This window comes from Mariniflexile sp. (assembly GCF_041583155.1).
Taxonomy (GTDB): Bacteria; Bacteroidota; Bacteroidia; order Flavobacteriales; family Flavobacteriaceae; genus Mariniflexile.
The window spans coordinates 1-17,663 of record NZ_JBFHGK010000005.1; the positions used below are offsets into that span (position 1 = coordinate 1).

At 32.4% G+C, this 17,663-nt stretch carries 17 protein-coding genes; 9 read left to right on the plus strand and 8 right to left on the minus strand.

Annotation, left to right across the window (positions count from 1 at the left end):
- Positions 1-198: 198 nt before the first annotated feature.
- The 4 genes from ABYI63_RS02800 (at position 199) to ABYI63_RS02815 (ending at position 4,617) form a co-directional block, all read left to right on the plus strand.
- Positions 199-1,125 carry an ABC transporter ATP-binding protein gene (locus tag ABYI63_RS02800; RefSeq protein WP_372753209.1) on the plus strand — a complete coding sequence of 309 codons (927 nt, stop codon included), beginning with the start codon at positions 199-201 and terminating at the stop codon, positions 1,123-1,125.
- A gap of 4 nt (positions 1,126-1,129) precedes the next feature.
- A complete protein-coding gene (locus ABYI63_RS02805) occupies positions 1,130-2,434 on the plus strand; it encodes an ABC transporter permease (protein WP_372753211.1) in 1,305 nt (434 codons plus the stop codon).
- A 3-nt stretch (positions 2,435-2,437) separates the two neighbouring features.
- Positions 2,438-3,379: a mechanosensitive ion channel family protein gene (locus ABYI63_RS02810; RefSeq protein ID WP_372753213.1), complete on the plus strand. Its 942-nt coding sequence runs from the start codon at positions 2,438-2,440 to the stop codon at positions 3,377-3,379.
- 74 nt (positions 3,380-3,453) lie between these two features.
- Positions 3,454-4,617 carry a sigma-54-dependent transcriptional regulator gene (locus ABYI63_RS02815; RefSeq protein ID WP_372753215.1) on the plus strand — a complete coding sequence of 388 codons (1,164 nt, stop codon included), beginning with the start codon at positions 3,454-3,456 and terminating at the stop codon, positions 4,615-4,617.
- Positions 4,618-4,668: 51 nt separating this feature from the next.
- Here ABYI63_RS02815 and ABYI63_RS02820 read toward each other — a convergent pair whose 3' ends face one another.
- A complete protein-coding gene (locus ABYI63_RS02820) occupies positions 4,669-5,409 on the minus strand; it encodes a hypothetical protein (RefSeq protein ID WP_372753217.1) in 741 nt (246 codons plus the stop codon).
- Between the two features lie 114 nt (positions 5,410-5,523).
- Here ABYI63_RS02820 and ABYI63_RS02825 point away from each other — a divergent pair, with 114 nt between their 5' ends.
- The 5 genes from ABYI63_RS02825 to ABYI63_RS02845 all read left to right on the plus strand — a co-directional run bounded on the left by ABYI63_RS02825 (position 5,524) and on the right by ABYI63_RS02845 (position 9,931).
- Complete coding sequence (locus ABYI63_RS02825; protein ID WP_372753219.1) at positions 5,524-6,390, plus strand: PPK2 family polyphosphate kinase; 867 nt, start codon at positions 5,524-5,526, stop codon at positions 6,388-6,390.
- An 11-nt stretch (positions 6,391-6,401) separates the two neighbouring features.
- Positions 6,402-6,827, plus strand: coding sequence for a PH domain-containing protein (locus ABYI63_RS02830; protein ID WP_372753222.1), 426 nt, complete (start codon positions 6,402-6,404; stop codon positions 6,825-6,827).
- Positions 6,828-6,897: 70 nt separating this feature from the next.
- On the plus strand, positions 6,898-8,274 hold the full coding sequence (locus ABYI63_RS02835; protein WP_372753224.1) for a M20/M25/M40 family metallo-hydrolase: 1,377 nt from the start codon (positions 6,898-6,900) through the stop codon (positions 8,272-8,274).
- A 71-nt stretch (positions 8,275-8,345) separates the two neighbouring features.
- The gene (locus ABYI63_RS02840) at positions 8,346-8,852 is read left to right on the plus strand and encodes a hypothetical protein (protein WP_372753226.1); all 507 of its coding nucleotides are present in this window, start codon (positions 8,346-8,348) and stop codon (positions 8,850-8,852) included.
- Between the two features lie 134 nt (positions 8,853-8,986).
- The gene (locus ABYI63_RS02845) at positions 8,987-9,931 is read left to right on the plus strand and encodes a T9SS type A sorting domain-containing protein (protein WP_372753228.1); all 945 of its coding nucleotides are present in this window, start codon (positions 8,987-8,989) and stop codon (positions 9,929-9,931) included.
- An 83-nt stretch (positions 9,932-10,014) separates the two neighbouring features.
- Here the strand turns inward: ABYI63_RS02845 and ABYI63_RS02850 are convergent, their stop codons facing one another.
- The 7 genes from ABYI63_RS02850 to ABYI63_RS02880 all read right to left on the minus strand — a co-directional run bounded on the left by ABYI63_RS02850 (position 10,015) and on the right by ABYI63_RS02880 (position 17,521).
- Positions 10,015-11,319, minus strand: coding sequence for an APC family permease (locus tag ABYI63_RS02850; protein WP_372753230.1), 1,305 nt, complete (start codon positions 11,317-11,319; stop codon positions 10,015-10,017).
- A 23-nt stretch (positions 11,320-11,342) separates the two neighbouring features.
- The gene (locus ABYI63_RS02855; RefSeq protein WP_372753232.1) at positions 11,343-12,524 is read right to left on the minus strand and encodes a DUF1624 domain-containing protein; all 1,182 of its coding nucleotides are present in this window, start codon (positions 12,522-12,524) and stop codon (positions 11,343-11,345) included.
- Positions 12,525-12,596: 72 nt separating this feature from the next.
- The gene (locus ABYI63_RS02860) at positions 12,597-13,454 is read right to left on the minus strand and encodes an ester cyclase (protein WP_372753234.1); all 858 of its coding nucleotides are present in this window, start codon (positions 13,452-13,454) and stop codon (positions 12,597-12,599) included.
- 83 nt (positions 13,455-13,537) lie between these two features.
- A complete protein-coding gene (locus ABYI63_RS02865) occupies positions 13,538-14,488 on the minus strand; it encodes a nuclear transport factor 2 family protein (protein WP_372753236.1) in 951 nt (316 codons plus the stop codon).
- A 20-nt stretch (positions 14,489-14,508) separates the two neighbouring features.
- Entirely contained in the window at positions 14,509-15,492 is a 984-nt protein-coding gene (locus ABYI63_RS02870) for an NAD-dependent epimerase/dehydratase family protein (RefSeq protein ID WP_372753238.1), read from the minus strand.
- A 169-nt stretch (positions 15,493-15,661) separates the two neighbouring features.
- Positions 15,662-16,576 (minus strand): ester cyclase, encoded by a 915-nt coding sequence (locus tag ABYI63_RS02875; protein WP_372753240.1) that lies wholly within the window; start codon positions 16,574-16,576, stop codon positions 15,662-15,664.
- Positions 16,577-16,765: 189 nt separating this feature from the next.
- Positions 16,766-17,521 carry a LytR/AlgR family response regulator transcription factor gene (locus ABYI63_RS02880; protein WP_372753242.1) on the minus strand — a complete coding sequence of 252 codons (756 nt, stop codon included), beginning with the start codon at positions 17,519-17,521 and terminating at the stop codon, positions 16,766-16,768.
- Positions 17,522-17,663 lie beyond the last annotated feature (142 nt).

Below are 17,663 nucleotides of genomic sequence, written 5' to 3' on the forward strand. Positions count from 1 at the left end.
AATAGAAAATACCACATGAACCATCCATAACAAAAACTTAATGTCTTACTAAAATGATTAAATGGATGCACCATGTGTCCTTTGAAAAAAAAATAGAAAATACCACATGAACCATCCATAACAAAAACTTAATGTCTTACTAAAATGATTATATGGATGCACCATGTGTCCTTTGAAAAAAAAAATAGAAAATACCACATGAATAACTTATTAGAAGTTAACCAAGTTTCGAAAAATTTCGGAGATTTTAAAGCCCTTAATAACGTTTCCATTTCAGTTCAAAAAGGCAGTATTTTTGGATTATTAGGTCCGAATGGTGCGGGAAAAACAACACTTATACGTATTATTAACCAAATTACCATGCCCGATTTGGGTACAGTGCATTTAGATGGCCAATTACTTAACCCATCGCACATTAAGGATATTGGTTATTTGCCTGAAGAACGCGGTTTGTACAAAACCATGAAAGTTGGTGAACAGGCATTATACTTAGCTCAATTAAAAGGTTTGAGTAAGGCAGAAGCTAAGGAACGATTAAATTATTGGTTTGAACGCTTAGAAATTGGCGATTGGTGGAACAAAAAGATTCAGGAATTATCCAAGGGGATGGCGCAAAAAATTCAGTTTGTGGTTACCGTGTTACATCAACCCAAACTTTTAATTTTCGATGAACCTTTTTCGGGTTTCGACCCAATAAATGCTAATTTAATAAAAGACGAAATTTTACATTTGCGGGACCAGGGAGCCACGGTCATTTTTTCTACACACCGCATGGAATCGGTAGAAGAGTTGTGTGATGATATAGCTTTGATACATAAATCTAACAAAATTTTGGATGGAAAATTAGTTGATATTAAGCGTCAATTTAAAACAAATACATTCGAAGTAGGTATCAAAACAGCAGATAATGCTTTATTGCAACGCGAACTAGCTGATAGATTTGAAATGTCTTTAGCTAATTTCAAAACCTTGGAAGACGATTTAAAATTAAACATAAAGCTTTCTGAAGATAGTAAACCTAACGATTTACTTAGTTTTTTAACTTCAAAAGGCGAAGTGTCGCATTTTGTGGAACTGATACCAAGTGTTAATGATATTTTTATTAGAACTGTAAAGAACAATTAATCAAATGAACCATTTACCACTAATAATTAAACGGGAATATTTAACAAAGGTTAGAAACAAATCGTTTATAATAATGACATTTTTAAGTCCGCTTATTATGATCGCACTTATAGCGGTAGTAACGTATTTATCCCAATTAAATAATGATAAAATTCGCACCATTGCTATTTTTGATGAATCGGGAATAATTAAAGATGTTTTTGAAAGCACTAACCATACAACATACAATGTTCTAGAAAATATGTCTTTTGAAGAGGCTAAAGCACTTGTAAAAGAAACAAATGCTTATGGTTTGCTGTATGTAGATAAGGTGGAAGATGTTTCTAAGATATCAAACCATATTAAGTTTTTTTCAGAGGAATCGCCATCGCTTAGTATTATTTCCGATTTAGAATCTAAACTTGAACAAAAATTAACTGATATTAATATGCAACAAAACGGTGTTGATGTTGCAAAAATTAATGCTTCAAAAATTAGAATAAACATTGGGCAGGAGAGCTTTGAAGGCCAGAAGACTTCAAAAATAGATAGTGTTATGAAGCTCGCTTTTGGAGGCGTTTCTGGGTATTTGTTGTTCATGTTCATCATCATATATGGTAACATGATAATGCGTAGTGTGATAGAAGAAAAAACGAGCCGAATTATTGAAGTCATTATTTCTTCGGTAAAGCCAATTCAATTAATGCTAGGTAAAATTATTGGAACCTCGTTAGCTGGAATTACTCAGTTTGTTATCTGGCTGATAATTGGAAGTATATTAATGTTAGTATTATCCTTAGTTTTTGGAATTGAAACCCAAACGCCACAACAGGAGATTATGCAACAAACTATGGCAACCCCGGAGTTAAGTACCCATGTTCAAGATTTTATTAATGCATTTAACAATTTACCTTTAGTTAATTTGATTTTTGCTTTCATATTATTTTTTATAGGTGGTTATTTATTATATAGTTCCTTTTATGCTGCAATTGGTGCCGCTGTTGATAATGAAACCGATACCCAACAATTTATGATGCCTATTATTATGCCGTTAATATTGGCTGTTTACATTGGGTTCTTTACAGTTATTGAGGATCCTCATGGTACGGTTTCAACAGTGTTTTCTTTCATACCTCTAACATCGCCAGTAGTTATGCTAATGCGAATACCGTTTGGGGTACCTATTTGGCAACAATTACTGTCTTTATTACTTTTAATTGCTACCTTTATGTTCACGGTTTGGTTTGCTGCCAAAATTTACCGGGTAGGTATTTTAATGTATGGCAAAAAACCAAGTTATAAAGAGCTGATAAAATGGATTAAATACTAAAACATGACTCAAGAAATAGATAAAATAGAAAAAGCTGTATCAAAAAGTTCCATTTGGAATGATTTAAAAGCATTTCTGAATAATCACATAGATTTTACAGATAAAATAAGTATTTCGGTAAAGGATGTTTTGATTATTATCACTGTCATCTTTATAACAACCATAATACTAAGAGTTATTTTAAGGCTTATAACTCAGAAACTTCCAGATGATGATAAGGGGAAATTTAACGTCGTATTTGGCTATTTTAGGTGGTTAGTGTATCTATTAATTTTACTAATGACGCTTAATGCCGTTGGGGTTGATATTACTGCTGTTTTTGCTGCTTCCGCCGCTTTAATGATTGGTATTGGTTTGGCATTACAAACCTTGTTCCAAGATATCATTTCAGGGGTTTTTATTTTAGTAGATCAAACAGTACATGTTGGCGATGTTATAGAAATAGAAGGAAAAATAGGTAGAGTAGAAGAAATAAAACTTAGAACCACAAGGGCAGTTACTATAGATAATAAAGTATTAATCATACCAAATCATTTATATTTGGAAAATAGCCTTTATAATTGGACTCAGAACGGTGCCGACACCAGAGAATCTGTTGAGGTTGGAGTAGCCTATGGATCGAATGTACAATTAGTTAAAAAACTACTTATAGAAGCAGTTAGTAATATTCCGCAAGTGCTAAGCAGAGAAGATATTGCCGTGCGTTTTACCAATTTTGGAGATAGTTCTTTAGATTTTAAAGTTATTTTTACCATTCATGATAGTTTTAATTCCAATGCTATTAGAAGTGAAGTTAGATTTGAAATAGATAGACTATTTAGGGAAAATAATATCAGCATACCATTTCCTCAGCGTGATATTAATATCATTCAAAAACCAAATCAAAGTGTTAATTTGAATTTAAAACAATCTGATTTTAACAATAGTTCAGGTAATAATAACTAAATTAAACCACGAATTACAAAATAGGAATATAGTCCTTCGTCTAGCGAAGCTGTGTTCTAAAATCATATAAAAAAATGCCGAAAATTTTAATAATAGAAGATGAAGCTGCTATCAGACGTGTGCTGGTAAAAATTCTTTCAGAAGAAAACGATACTTATCAAGTAGAGGAGGCAGAAGATGGACTTGTTGGCTTAGAAAAGATAAAAAACGACGATTACGATTTAATTCTTTGCGACATAAAAATGCCGAAAATGGATGGCGTTGAAGTGTTAGAAGCCACTAAAAAAATAAAACCAGAAATTCCGATGGTCATGATTTCTGGCCATGGCGATTTGGATACTGCTGTAAATACCATGCGATTGGGAGCGTTTGATTATATCTCAAAACCACCAGATTTAAATAGGCTTTTAAATACCGTTAGAAATGCCTTGGATAGAAAAGAGCTGGTTGTTGAAAATAAATTGCTTAAAAAGAAAGTGAGCAAAAATTTTGAGATGATTGGTGAGAGTAAGGCCATTTCTCATATAAAAGATATTATTGAGAAAGTAGCCCAAACAGATGCTCGAGTACTTATAACAGGACCTAATGGTACCGGAAAAGAGTTGGTTGCCCATTGGTTACACCAAAAAAGTGATCGGGCTAATGGTTCTATGATTGAAGTGAATTGCGCCGCTATCCCAAGTGAATTAATTGAAAGTGAATTATTTGGTCACGTTAAAGGCGCTTTTACAAGTGCAGTTAAAGATAGAGCAGGCAAGTTTGAAGCTGCTAATGGGGGTACTATTTTTCTTGATGAAATAGGCGATATGAGCTTACCGGCACAAGCCAAGGTACTCCGTGCATTACAGGAAAGCCGTATTCAGCGTGTTGGTAGCGATAAAGACATAAAGGTGAATGTACGTGTGGTTGCTGCAACTAACAAAGATTTAAAAAAAGAAATAAGTGAAGGTAGGTTTCGAGAAGATTTATACCACCGCCTTGCCGTTATTTTAATTAAAGTTCCTGCTTTAAATGATAGACGAGAGGATATTCCATTACTTGTAAACCATTTTGCCGAAAAAATAGCTAGCGAACAAGGTAATGCTAAAAAAGTATTTTCGGATAAGGCTATAAAACTGCTTCAAGATTATGATTGGACTGGTAATATTAGAGAACTTCGTAATGTTGTAGAACGTCTTATTATTTTAGGAGGTTCGGAAGTCAGTGAACAGGATGTTAAAATGTTTGCTTCTAAATAAAACAAAACCCTATAAATTTACTTTATAGGGTTTCTTTTTTTTAGCTAATTGTTAATGGCAGGTATTTAATTCAGCTAAATAATTTTCGGCTATAGTTTTTAATTTTTCAATGTAAAATACTTTAATTTCCTCCAGATTATTGTTTGAAATATCTGACGATGCATCATCACTATTCGAAATCGTTTTATGATTGCAATTACAAGCTTTTAAAGTTTCATTGTAAGTTTTGATATTAGAGCTTAAAAGAGTTTTATAATTTAAAATTAATTGCTCTTTTTTAAGATGTATTTCTCTTTCTTTCTGTTCAGCTAACTTCGCTTTAATTTCAGCTTCTTTTAGTTTTAAAGCTTCTTGTTGTTGTTTTAGTTTTAGTTGTTCTTTCTCTAAATCGTTCAATGATTGCTCGTTAACGGTTTCGGTGGTCTTTTTGGAAGTGGCACATTTATCAATTTCAATCACACTTTCCTGACACATATCTCGACCTTGCTTAACGTAAAATCGGCCGTCCTCATAAGTTTCTGCATTTTCCACTTTAGATAAAAGAAAAATAGCTTTATCAGCTAATTCCAAGGCTTTTTCGCAGCTGCAAGTTGGTAAGGTTTTTTTAGAAAGTTTTAAAGCTTCAACCGAGCGGTTTGCAGAATATTTTAAATGACTGATATTATTCGCTTCATACGATGTTTTTACATGCGAGTAGGCGCTAACAAGGTAATAATTGGCATTATCACAACTCGATTGTCCGTTTACAGCAAACGAAGTAATTAAAATTACTAATAAGTAAAATTGTTTCATAATATTTGGGGTATTACATAAATAGGTATGGCTAAGGTATTAAAAACATTAATTATACTAGTGTTTTTCGTCGAAATTGTGGGATTTACTATATTTATAAAAAAATCTAAATAGATGAAAGATAATTTTATTGAAACCTACAAAGTAACGGCTCCAATTACTTTAAAAGATGTTGAAACAAAAGTAGTTATTAAAAAATCGGATAAAAAACTCAATAAAATTCGAGAAGATTTAGGTAAATTACAAGATACTATGTATGCCCATGATAAATATTCCGTTTTGGTATGTTTGCAAGGCATGGATACGGCAGGAAAGGATAGTTTAATTCGAGAAGTTTTTAAGGAATTTAATGTGCGTGGGGTAGTGGTACACAGTTTTAAAGTGCCAACAGAGTTAGAGTTAGGACATGATTTTTTATGGAGACACTACATTGCACTTCCTGAACATGGCAAGTTTGGAGTTTTTAATAGAACGCACTATGAAAATGTATTAGTAACTAGAGTGCATCCCGAATATATTTTAAATGAAAATTTACCTACGGTTAATTCTGTTGAAGATGTTAATGAGGCATTCTGGGATAGTCGTTTTGAGCAAATTAATAATTTCGAAAAGCACATTGCTTCAAATGGTACAATCATTTTTAAGTTTTTCTTAAACCTATCAAAAGAAGAACAAAAGTACAGATTACTTCGTCGGTTAGAAAAACAGGAGAAGAACTGGAAATTTTCTGCAGGCGATTTAAAAGAACGTCAGCTTTGGGACCAGTACCAAAATTGCTACGAAGATGTTTTAAATAGAACATCTAAACCTCATGCGCCCTGGTATATAATTCCCGCCGATGATAAAGATACCTCGCGGTACATAGTTGCAAAAATTATGTACGATACATTAATTAAATATACTGATATTGAGGAACCAGAATTGGACGATAAAATAAAAGCCAATTTAGAGCTATATAAAGAACAATTAATTAACGAATAAATAAATGGTCTATGAAATTTTCTAGTAGAAAAGATGTGTTATTTACTTTGGTAATTTTAACGGTTTGCTCATTACTATTAGGGATCGTTATTTTTGATTTTTTTAAGGAAAATGCTAGCATTAAAGGTATATTTCCTTTGGTTACTATTGTATGTGTCGTGTCATTTTTATTATGGCTGTTTTTCGATACGAAATACGAATTAACCGAAACAGCATTAAAATATAAAAGTGGACCCATTCAAGGAGAAATTGCAATAGCCAGCATAAAAGAAATAATTAAAAACAAAACACTTTGGGTAGGATTAAAACCAGCAACGGCGGCAAAGGGATTGATTGTAAAATATAATAAATATGATGAAATATATATTAGTCCGCGTTCAAACGATACTTTTATAAGAAAAATAGTAGAAATAAATGAGAATATAAAAATCAGATAAAGTTTTATGATTTCTTTTAGATATCCCTTTTTTGAATAATACTATTTTTAAACTTTCCAAAATAAATGCTATGATAAAATCCTTCACAACACTTCTCTGTTTATTAATTTTTACCAGTATAAATGCTCAAACCGATGAGGTTGTTTTAAAAAACATATACAGCACATCACTAACAAATGGTAATAGTTATAATTGGTTAAATCATTTATCAAACCAAATAGGCAGTAGGTTGTCAGGGTCGTTAGGAGCAGAAAGAGCAGTAGCTTATACAAAAGAAGAGTTAGAAAAACTTGGTTTAGATAAGGTTTGGTTACAACCCGTAATGGTGCCGCGTTGGGTACGTGGTGCTAAGGAATATGCTTATATTGAAACCGTTCCAGGAAAAACCAATACGGTTAATATTTGTGCCTTAGGAGGTTCTGTGGCTACTCCAGCACTGGGAATTAAAGCTCATGTTGTTGAAGTTAAAAATTTTGAAGAATTAGCAACTCTAGGCAAGGCTAATATTGAAGGTAAAATAGTGTTTTATAATCGACCCATGCAGGCGGATTTAATTCAGACGTTTGAAGCTTACGGGGGGTGTGTTAACCAACGCTACAAAGGGGCTGTTGAAGCATCAAAATACGGAGCAGTTGGTGTAATTGTTAGATCTATGAATTTACGTTTAGACGATTTGCCACACACCGGAAGTATGACTTATGATGATATTCCCGTAGAAAAACGAATTCCGGCAGCAGCTATTAGCACTAATGATGCCGAGGTTTTAAGTACCATGCTGCAATTAAACAATGATATAAAACTTTATTTTAAACAAAATTGTAAGCAATTGGCCGATGTACAATCTTATAATGTTATAGGAGAAATAACAGGAAGCGAATTTCCTAATCAGTATATGGTAGTTGGAGGTCATTTGGATTCTTGGGATTTAGGTGATGGCTCTCACGATGATGGTGCTGGCGTAGTGCAATCTATGGAAGTCTTACGATTGATAAAAGAAACAGGTATTAAACCAAAACGTAGCATTCGTGTTGTTTTGTTTATGAATGAGGAAAATGGTTTACGTGGTGGAAATAAATACGCAGAAGAAGCTAAAAAGAATAATGAAAACCATGTTTTTGCATTAGAAAGTGATGCAGGCGGTTTTACACCACGTGGTTTTAGTTTTGATTGTAGTGATGCAAATTACAATCAGGTTTTAAGCTGGAAAAGTTTATTTAAGCCTTATTTAATTGATTATTTTGAAAAGGGTGGAAGTGGCGCCGATGTAGGACCTTTAAAAACAAAAACTAATGTTTTAGCAGGTTTACGTCCCGATTCACAGCGTTATTTTGATCATCATCATGCAAGTAATGATACGTTTGACGCTGTAAATAAGCGTGAACTAGAATTAGGAGCTGCCACTATGACATCTTTAGTGTATTTGTTTGATAAGTATGGGGTTAAATAATTGAATTTCAGACTAATGATTCAATGAAAAAAATCCTTTTTATCTTTGTCTTTATAAATTCTTTTCTGGTCATGGCACAATTAGATAATACACTACCATATTATGAGATTCCAGACTATACCGAGTCCTACACAGAAGGTACTGTAGCGGCAAGAATGATTGACGCTTTAGGGTTTCGATATTATTGGGCTACCGAAGGTTTGCGAGAGGAAGATTTAAATTATAAACCAAGTGAATCCGGACGGGAAACTAGAGAAACCATCGAGCATATTTATAGTTTATCTAAGTTTATAAGAAATAGCGTTTTAATAAATGAAAAAGACACGAATATAGCGCAATTTAATTTCGAGGCTATTAGAAAACAAACTTTAACAAATTTCAAGTTAGTTTCAGATGCTTTAAGAAATACAGAAGCACCTTTTCAACTTAACACTACCGAGGTGCCTTTTTGGAACCTTATTAATGGCCCTATTTCAGATGCCATTTGGCATTGCGGACAGGTAGTATTATTGCGTCGCGCATCTGGCAATCCGTTTAATTCTAAAGTAAATTTATTTTCAGGAAAGGTTAAGGACTAGTAGAAGTAAGGAATATGTTTTATAACAAGGAATTTTAAACTACACTTAGGTTCGATGTATTGTATGAAAAAGCCGATATAAATAATTAATTTTTTCGTACGTTTGGTTAACTAGCAACTAACTAAATACATTATATGAAAACAAAATTACTATCATTGGCATTATGTTTTGTTGTTCTTTTAGGCTTTTCTCAAGCAGATATCGAACAATTTCAAAGCGCATCAGGATCTCAATATGTACGTGTACAAGGTTCTATAAACCAGTCGACTTCAGGGAATGTTTCCTGGGATTTTACGGGGTTAACAGATACTTCAAATATTTATACAGACACTTATGAATCTTCAATAATTCAAACAAAGGAAGGTACTACATTAATTAGTGAAATGGTTCTTAATACTTCAGGAGCAGTAGCTATCGCATCCGAAAGAACTAATGAATTTCAAAATATATATACCGATAATGGTGTTATAGGAACATTTCCATTGTCTTATAATTATTTAAATTCAGATATGGTTTCGGGAACATTTAGCGGTAGTGGTTATTCGGGTAATATTGTAAATCCTAGTACTATAGATGTTAACGTAGATGCCTACGGAACTTTAAAAATTGGTGCTTTTGATGGGCCCGTTACAAGGTTGAAAATCGTTAAAAATTTAACCATGAGTGTTTCTCAGTTTTTTGGAGCTACCACTTCGGCAACTTCAACGTCGTATTATTACTATGATGACAATAGTAGCAATCTTATTTTTAGATCTACACGATTAGAAATAAGTGACTTAAGCTTAGATGTAACTCTTATGGAACGATTATATAATAATCCATTAAGTAATGAAAAATTTCAGACGATAGACTCACACATAAAATTAATAAATAATCCAATTAAAGATGTTTTTGAATTAAGTGTTGCCAGTTTTATTTATATTCAAGAAATTACTATTTCAGATGTCTCTGGTAGAGTTGTTTTAAAAGAGACAACAGATAAATCTTCTATTGATGTAAAAGATTTAAACTCAGGATTATTTTTTGCCTTAATTAAAACTAATAAAGGAATCGTAACTAAAAAGTTTCTTAAGCAATAAGATAACAAACCTCTTAAAGGCACAAAAGCGTTTCATTATTATTTAATAGAATTGAAACGTTTTTGGTTAGAATAAGGATTTCCTTAATTTTTGGTTTTCTTACCAAGCATTTTAATTAGGAAATAAATGATAGTTAAAATAAGAAAGATGATTCCCGTTCCTATCATCTCCTTTTTTGAAAGGTTGAATAAGAAATAAATAATAATTACAATGGATAGTATAGGGACAGTTAATCCGCCAGGAATTTCAAATTCACCAGGTTGAGTTTTTTGCATGCTACGTAATTTTATAACAGATAGCGACACTCCTAAATAAAGTATTAACATGGAGCTGCTTGCTATTACAATTAATTGTTCAAAACTGCCAGTAACTGCTAGTGTAAAACCAAAAGAAGCATATATGAATATGGCAATATAAGGCGTCTCGAAGGATTTATGGATTTTAGCTAAGGCTTGTATAGGGATTACTTTATCTCTGGCAAGTGCATATACTACACGCGGACTGTTAAGAATTGAGCCGCTCAACATACCAAACATAGAAATAGCGGCACCAATAAGTAAAAGCATAAAACCAAATGGCCCAAATATAACCTTAGCAGTTTCGGCTAGTGGTTCAGCTTTAAAATTAGGTAAATTTGAACCCAGTACACCTTGACATACAGTTTGAATTAGTGAGTAAATAACTATAACGGCGGTTATACTTATAAAAATAGCTTTAGGTATAGTGCGTTTTGGGTTTAAAACTTCACCACCTACAATAAGTCCGGTTTCACAACCTATAAAGGCGAAAAATAAAATTAATGATGTTTCTCCCAAAGTGCCAATGCTGGGCATGGTATTTATATATAAATTGCCAATTTCAACATTTTTCCAGCCAATGGTTATTAATAGAATCAGTGGGATTAGTTTAGCAATGGTATTAAATTTTATTAATCCCATACCTTGTTTAATACCTAAAATATTAACGGAAACTAATCCATAAAATAAAACAAATAATGATAAAAATCGAATCCATTCATTTTCAAAAAAAGGGTATGCAGAAGCCAGTAAATTAATTAAGGCATTTGAGACCGCAGCATCAGCAAACATCATAGCTGCAATGGCAAAAAAGCCACCAATAAAGCCTGCATAGTCTCCAAATGCGGTTTCAATATAGGAGTAAGGACCACCAGTATTGGTGACTTTACTACCCGCTTCGGCAAAACAAAGCATAATCAATGCTATTAAAATACCACAAAATATGTAAGCGATAACACTGGAAGCTCCCATTTTAGAAGCTATTACAGCAGGAAGCGCAAAGATACCTGCACCTATCATAATATTAATAATATTTGCTGATAAACCTAAAACTCCAACGCTTCTGGTTAAATTTTCCTCTTTTTGAATCATTTAAAAAATTAGATTTAGGGTTTTTATAAATAACTCAACCACCATTTGTCTTTATTATTAGCTTTATAGGTCATGTATTTTTTACTCGGAAAGTAAAGTAGAAATATTACACTAATCCAAACTAAATACACAATTAAAAGCGGATAGCCGTAATTTATGAGTTTTCCACCTTGAAATACTTCCGAATTAAGAATCATATCGCTCCAGTTTCCACCAAAAGTTAAAAGACCAATAATAGCCAAAATATGAATTACTAATATATGTAGGAAGTAATAAAAAAGAGGTACCCTGCCAAAGACTAGAAAAAAGTTGGTTAGTTTGTTGCTTACTTTTTCAATACCATATAAAAAGAGTAAAGCGGGCCCTAATGTAATTAAAGTATAGGCTAAAGAAGGCGGGTATTTGGTTACATTAAAATAGGATAGTATGGTTTTTGTTGTAGTGTCTTGCCATACCCATGGAGCCAAATCACCATAAAAATTAACACTCCTTATTATGAAAAAGAGAATAGTAGCTGTTAAACCCATTACTAATAACCATTTTTTTCTAATAGCTGCTTCAAAATTTTTAAGATAAAGGTTCCCCATGCAATAACCCAAAATGATTACACCCACCCAAGGTAGAATGGGGTAATATATACCAATCATTCTGTCGGAATTGATAGAAATTTGATTTCCTTGGTGTAATATATACCAAATAATGGCATCAATACTATCTCCTTGGAAAATGATTTTATCCAATAAATTATGTCCAAAAACGATTATGAAACCTAAAGCGAGTAATAACTGCTTGGGAAGAAAAATTAAAAATGATAAGATAATCATACTTAAGCCTATGGCCCAAATAACTTGTAAAACGATAAAGTCATAATAAATATCAAAAGACCAAATTAGGTTATTAACCACTATCTCGAGCAAAATAAGCCATAGGCCTCGAGTTAATAAGAATTTAAAGAGTGCTGGTTTTGTTTTATTACTTCCATATAAGAAAGCAGATGTACCCGCTAAAAAAATAAAAACGGGTGCACAATAATGTGTTATAAACCTAGTGAAAAATAAAAAAGGTGTTGTGGTTTCAAGATTGGTAGGATCAGAATAAAAAGAACCATAATGGAAATAGTCTCTAACATGATCTAGTGCCATTAGTACCATAACAACACCTCTTAAAACATCTATGGATTCAATGCGGTTCGTTTTAATTATCATAGACAAATTTGTTTTTCTAAAGGAAATCTGCTTTATAGAATTTAGCAAGCAATATATGAATGTTTTTTCTGGTTATTGTTCGCCTTGACCTATATACTGCTGAAAGGCAGTTATCTTTCCATTATTTAGTGTCCACAAATGTACAACACCTGTTTTGTACTCTTTTCCAGTTTTTTTTATTTTGCCATCATAATTAAGGGATGCAAGCACTTTATTTTCACCCAAGCCAGTAAGCTCAATATTTTCTATTTTGAAATAGTCGTTGTCTTCGCCAATTTTTCCAAAAACACCATTTAGTATGGCTTCAGGCCCCTCATATGGGTTGTCCTTGGAGTACGAGCTGCAACTAGATTCATTCCAAACGATATTGTTGTCCATCAGTTCCATAACGGAAGGTATTTCTCCGTTACTAAAATGTGAGTACAATTTATCGATTACACCTATGTTCTCAGGGTTTGGTGCCAACCCTAACTGTTGCATAAATACCGAATTATCCATAAAATCCTGCTCTTGTGCAATTTTACCGTCTTTCATTTTGGCTAATGTAACCCCTTCAATATCTACCGATTTTCCTGTAGCTGGAATTCCGAAGAATTCACCTGTGTGGGTTCCTTTAAAGTTCCAATGTTTCACAATGTTCTCACCTTCACCAAAAATATGAACAACTGTAAATTTAATATCTGAAAATCCCGTTATGAAGTTTTGGTAATAGGCTTTAAAATTTTCAATGCCAACAATGTTTTCCGGACTTGATATCATTGTTATGTTTTCGGTAAAATTTGTGTTGTTGATTAGGTCCAGATTTCCATCATTAACAATATGGTCCCATGTGTTGGAATACATTTTAATGTCTTTATTCCTTTTGGAATCTCCGCAAGAAATCAAACAAAGTCCGATTGATAAAATGCCTAGGGTGAGTGTTTTTTTCATTTTTGGATTTTTTTAATTTAAAATAATTTGTTAAAAAAGAAAAGGTAGTTTAGGGTTATTAAACTACCTTTTAATACTAGTTTTTATTTAGCACTTAATAAAGTTTGGCTATAATATGCCATTTCAGCAACTATTTTTCCTTCAGCATCAAAGCTATTGCTGAAATGAAAAGGCACGGTTATTGCTTTTTTATCCGATTTTCGAATTAAATGGTAATTCCACCATGATAGAACTTCTCGACCATTACCCATTTCATATTCTAAATAATCGGGATATCCAATCATATCGATACTTACAATTTCGTAATCCTTTAAAAATTTCTCCCACATCGGTTTAATCTCAGCTTTAGTACTCGATGTTCCAAAGGTTTCATTTATGTCGTAAAAAGTAGCATCATCGCTGTAATAACTTAAACATTTATCGATGTTTGAGTTTTCAAAATCATACATTGCTTTACGCACGGTATTTATATTGTCATGATGATTATAAATTGTGCCATTTGTTCTGTTTGTAAAACTGGAACGAACTTCATCAAATACACTTTCGTTGAAATAATTGATAATGGTTTGTATTTTGTTGTCTTTGTTTACAACAAAAAGTTTATGAATTAGCATACTAAATTTTACCCCTGTTTTTTTATGCACGCCTTTAAGGTCTTCCCATGTTTGCACCCATACCACATTTTTTTGATTATCGTCTTTGTACTCAATAGCATCAGGATAGGCGCCTTTTGTACGTGAGATTGAAAAATAATCGAGGTTATTGTGCCAGAATTTTGCATTTCCGGCGTAAGAGGCTTTGTCTTGTCCTTTGGGTTTTGTTGTTGTTTCTACACCATTCCATGATTTAAAATCATCGGCTAGATAGCTTGCCACTTTGGCGGAATCTCCAGCTACAAAGGCCTTAGTCATATCTTCTACAATTTTAATTGCAGGATGCTCAATAAACACAGTTCCGTTTGATTTTTTCTGTGAAAAAACGCTTGTAATGCTAATAATAGCGAATACTAAAAATAATTTTGTTGTTTTCTTCATTTTGTTTGTTTTAGTGTTGATTAATTAAAATAGTTATTAAGTGTTTCTTTTACAGGAGTGAATTGCATATCTAATTCCTGTTTAGCTAAGTTGTTTTGATAAATAATTGTTGGATTTTCTTTTGGATTTTTATTGTTAAGCATAGCTTGAATGTCAGATACTTTGTAAGTCTCACTAGTTAGCAAATAATTTTTGCCATGAATTCCATTAGTAGTAGCTGTTTTATAAGTGGCAATGGCTACATCTTCTACAATCACCATCGCAAATGGCACATCATTATCAAATACTGCTTTCATGAAATCGTTTGGAGCTAAGTTGTTTTTAATCAAAGATTGAATGCCGCCAGAAGTGGAATCTTTTCTTTCAGATAACGCCTTCCCTATAACCATTACCGGTGAAACAGAACTAATTTCAAAATGTAAATCAGGATTCTTTTTAATAAAACTATCTACTGTTTTATTGGCTATGAATTTTGCTTGTGCATAAGGGTGACTTTCGGTACTTATGAATTTCACATCTGTTTCATCAAACGTGTCAGTAAAGCTTTTTGTTCCTGCAGGAAATGGAAAATTAGTATTATAAGCACCTACGGAAGCAATAAAAACTAGCTTTTCTACGCTGGGTGTATTATGAACAACATGCAGAACGTTTTCAGTACCTTTAATGGTTGGGTCTAACAATTCGGTTTTTGGATCTGTTACCTCTAAAATAAAAGGTGTGCCGCTATGAATTACCACATCACAATCGCTTACAAAATCTTTTAAAGCAAGTTTATCTAATATGTTTAGTTCGCTTATATAAAGGTTTTCAGCATGATTAAAAACCATTAAATGTTCGTATTTCTCCTTATTAGTAATATCGGTAGTTGATGCTTTTACTTGAAATCCATGATCTAGAAATTGCTTTGTTATATAACTCCCAATAAATCCTGAACCTCCTATGATACCTGCTTTTTTCATATTGATACTAATTTGAATTCTTAAAAATGGAGCGTATTTAGCCATATACCTTTTATGGTATAATGGTTTTTAGGGAGGATTTTTAAGTAGGTACTATTTTGAGTTATAAAAAAGACAGCTTTACAATTGAGAGTGACTAATTCTTTTAATAATTGTAAAATGAAATGTTTATTTGTAACATTAAGTTGATGTAAAACTGCCTATTTTGTTTATATTATTTTGGAGCTTGTGTGCCTAATTGTTGAAATACTGTTAGGTTATCATAAAATGCATCTTCTCTAGAAAATTTGCCGTCTTTTTCAATCGTCCAAACACTATGGCCATAGGTTTTAATAGTCCTGTTGGTAGCATCCTTGCCTAAATAAGGTTTAGTGTTTGTGCCAGTACACATCCAATTAATATGGATTTTATTGTTAATGGTAGCACTGTTAATTAATGTTACTTTAAAATCGGGAAAAGAACCAAAAAAGAGATCCATGAGGTTGGTACCATATTCTGCAGCATTATTTGCAATTACAACACCATTAGCGGTTCTAATGAAATTATTGGTCATTACCGAAGCCATTAAGTTTTGGTCGTTATTGTTCCAAGCTTTAACGACTATGTCCATTGATGTTTTAATTGTTTTTTCGTCAACACTCATGTTTTTTTCGAGTTCTATTGCTTGGAGGGTTAAAACAATTTCTGTAGGATCCCACATCCCAACTTCTCTTACAATTTTTCCGTCTATAAATTGATACGTTAAATGTATAGGCATATCAATTTCTTTTTCGTTTCCTGCTAAACTTCCTTTCCAATTTAGCCAGCAATTCACCCAAGTTTCACCATCATCAGTCACTACCATTTCGTATTCGGGGTCTTCATCGGTAAACATTCTTGATGAATATAAGTGTTCTCTTTGTTCATGGTAAGCTTTTGTTTCGCTAGGCGACATTGGGTCTGTTTTTGAATTATAATACGTTTTCGAACTGTCGGCATAAATACTTATATCTATAGCTTTGTTATTATAATTTTTTATGAGAGTTTTAATGGTTTCTATCTCTGGTGACTGCTGTGTGTAGCGTTGTTTTTGTTCATTACAAGCTGCTGAAAGGGCTATAACAAGCCCCAATAATATTAGCTTTTTCATGTTTACAAGAATTAGTTGGTTTTAGTTGGTAATAATATTCATAAGTAACATTTATAAAACATTAATTAAAAATGATTTAGGATGAAGTAGGTTTATTTCTTTCCGAAACAGGGACTTTTTTTATCTGTTAATGTAAATAATTGAAAATGAACTAAATAAAATGAAATTCATTTTTAACGTTAGCTTAATTTATATTTTTTGAATTCGTTGTAATAGTTGTTTTTTCGATTCCGAACTTATTGGAATTGCTTTTTTTGAAATAACGATATGAGATGTGGAAATTTCATCTATTTGTGAAATGTTTACAATAAAAGATCTATGAATGCGTATAAAATGATGATTAGGTAATTTGTCATTTAAATCTTTAAGAGTTGCAACTATTAAATACTCTTTGTTTTTTGAGTAAATGCGAGAATAGTTTCGTTCTGCCTCAATATAAAGGATATTATTTATTTGTACCTTAACCATTTTATCTTGGTGCCTTACAAAAATGCAATCACTTAAAATAAATGGTAATTTGTCTTCCTCGTTGGCAGTAGGGGTGGTTGTTGAGTTATTTTCAGAATAAAACCTATTTAAAGATAATTCTATATTGCGCTGTAATTGTTGTTTTTTGAATGGTTTAGAAATAAAACCGTAAGGATTAGTGGTTTTTGCTTTATTAAAATTGGCGTCGTCGCAATTTGCAGTTACATATATTATAGGAATTTTATAATCTTGCTGAATAATTTTGGCCGTTTCTATGCCATCAAGTTCTCCATTTAAATTAATGTCTAACAAAATTAGATCAGGCGTATTTTGTTTTAGGTGAATCAAGGCATCTTCACCTTGCAGCATAATTCCTGAAACATGGTAACCCAACGTTTTAAGTTGTAACGCCATGTGTTGTCCACTTATCATTTCGTTTTCTACAATTAATACGTTTATTAGTCTTTCGTTTGTCATGAATCAAGAATACTACCAAAAAACAAAAACGATTTAAGGAATGAAAAAGGCACTATTACAGAATAATATAACGCTTGAATGTGCATTTTACATACGAGTCTTTTTTGTTTGTTGCTGTTAATGAAAAAAGACTTAGGGGGGA

Coding starts and splice junctions, on each gene's coding strand:
- ABYI63_RS02800 (WP_372753209.1), top strand. CDS start 199: ATGAATAACTTATTAGAAGTTAACCAAGTTTCGAAAAATTTCGGAGAT.
- ABYI63_RS02805 (WP_372753211.1), top strand. CDS start 1,130: ATGAACCATTTACCACTAATAATTAAACGGGAATATTTAACAAAGGTT.
- ABYI63_RS02810 (WP_372753213.1), top strand. CDS start 2,438: ATGACTCAAGAAATAGATAAAATAGAAAAAGCTGTATCAAAAAGTTCC.
- ABYI63_RS02815 (WP_372753215.1), top strand. CDS start 3,454: ATGCCGAAAATTTTAATAATAGAAGATGAAGCTGCTATCAGACGTGTG.
- ABYI63_RS02820 (WP_372753217.1), bottom strand. CDS start 5,409: ATGAAACAATTTTACTTATTAGTAATTTTAATTACTTCGTTTGCTGTA.
- ABYI63_RS02825 (WP_372753219.1), top strand. CDS start 5,524: ATGAAAGATAATTTTATTGAAACCTACAAAGTAACGGCTCCAATTACT.
- ABYI63_RS02830 (WP_372753222.1), top strand. CDS start 6,402: ATGAAATTTTCTAGTAGAAAAGATGTGTTATTTACTTTGGTAATTTTA.
- ABYI63_RS02835 (WP_372753224.1), top strand. CDS start 6,898: ATGATAAAATCCTTCACAACACTTCTCTGTTTATTAATTTTTACCAGT.
- ABYI63_RS02840 (WP_372753226.1), top strand. CDS start 8,346: ATGGCACAATTAGATAATACACTACCATATTATGAGATTCCAGACTAT.
- ABYI63_RS02845 (WP_372753228.1), top strand. CDS start 8,987: ATGAAAACAAAATTACTATCATTGGCATTATGTTTTGTTGTTCTTTTA.
- ABYI63_RS02850 (WP_372753230.1), bottom strand. CDS start 11,319: ATGATTCAAAAAGAGGAAAATTTAACCAGAAGCGTTGGAGTTTTAGGT.
- ABYI63_RS02855 (WP_372753232.1), bottom strand. CDS start 12,524: ATGATAATTAAAACGAACCGCATTGAATCCATAGATGTTTTAAGAGGT.
- ABYI63_RS02860 (WP_372753234.1), bottom strand. CDS start 13,454: ATGAAAAAAACACTCACCCTAGGCATTTTATCAATCGGACTTTGTTTG.
- ABYI63_RS02865 (WP_372753236.1), bottom strand. CDS start 14,488: ATGAAGAAAACAACAAAATTATTTTTAGTATTCGCTATTATTAGCATT.
- ABYI63_RS02870 (WP_372753238.1), bottom strand. CDS start 15,492: ATGGCTAAATACGCTCCATTTTTAAGAATTCAAATTAGTATCAATATG.
- ABYI63_RS02875 (WP_372753240.1), bottom strand. CDS start 16,576: ATGAAAAAGCTAATATTATTGGGGCTTGTTATAGCCCTTTCAGCAGCT.
- ABYI63_RS02880 (WP_372753242.1), bottom strand. CDS start 17,521: ATGACAAACGAAAGACTAATAAACGTATTAATTGTAGAAAACGAAATG.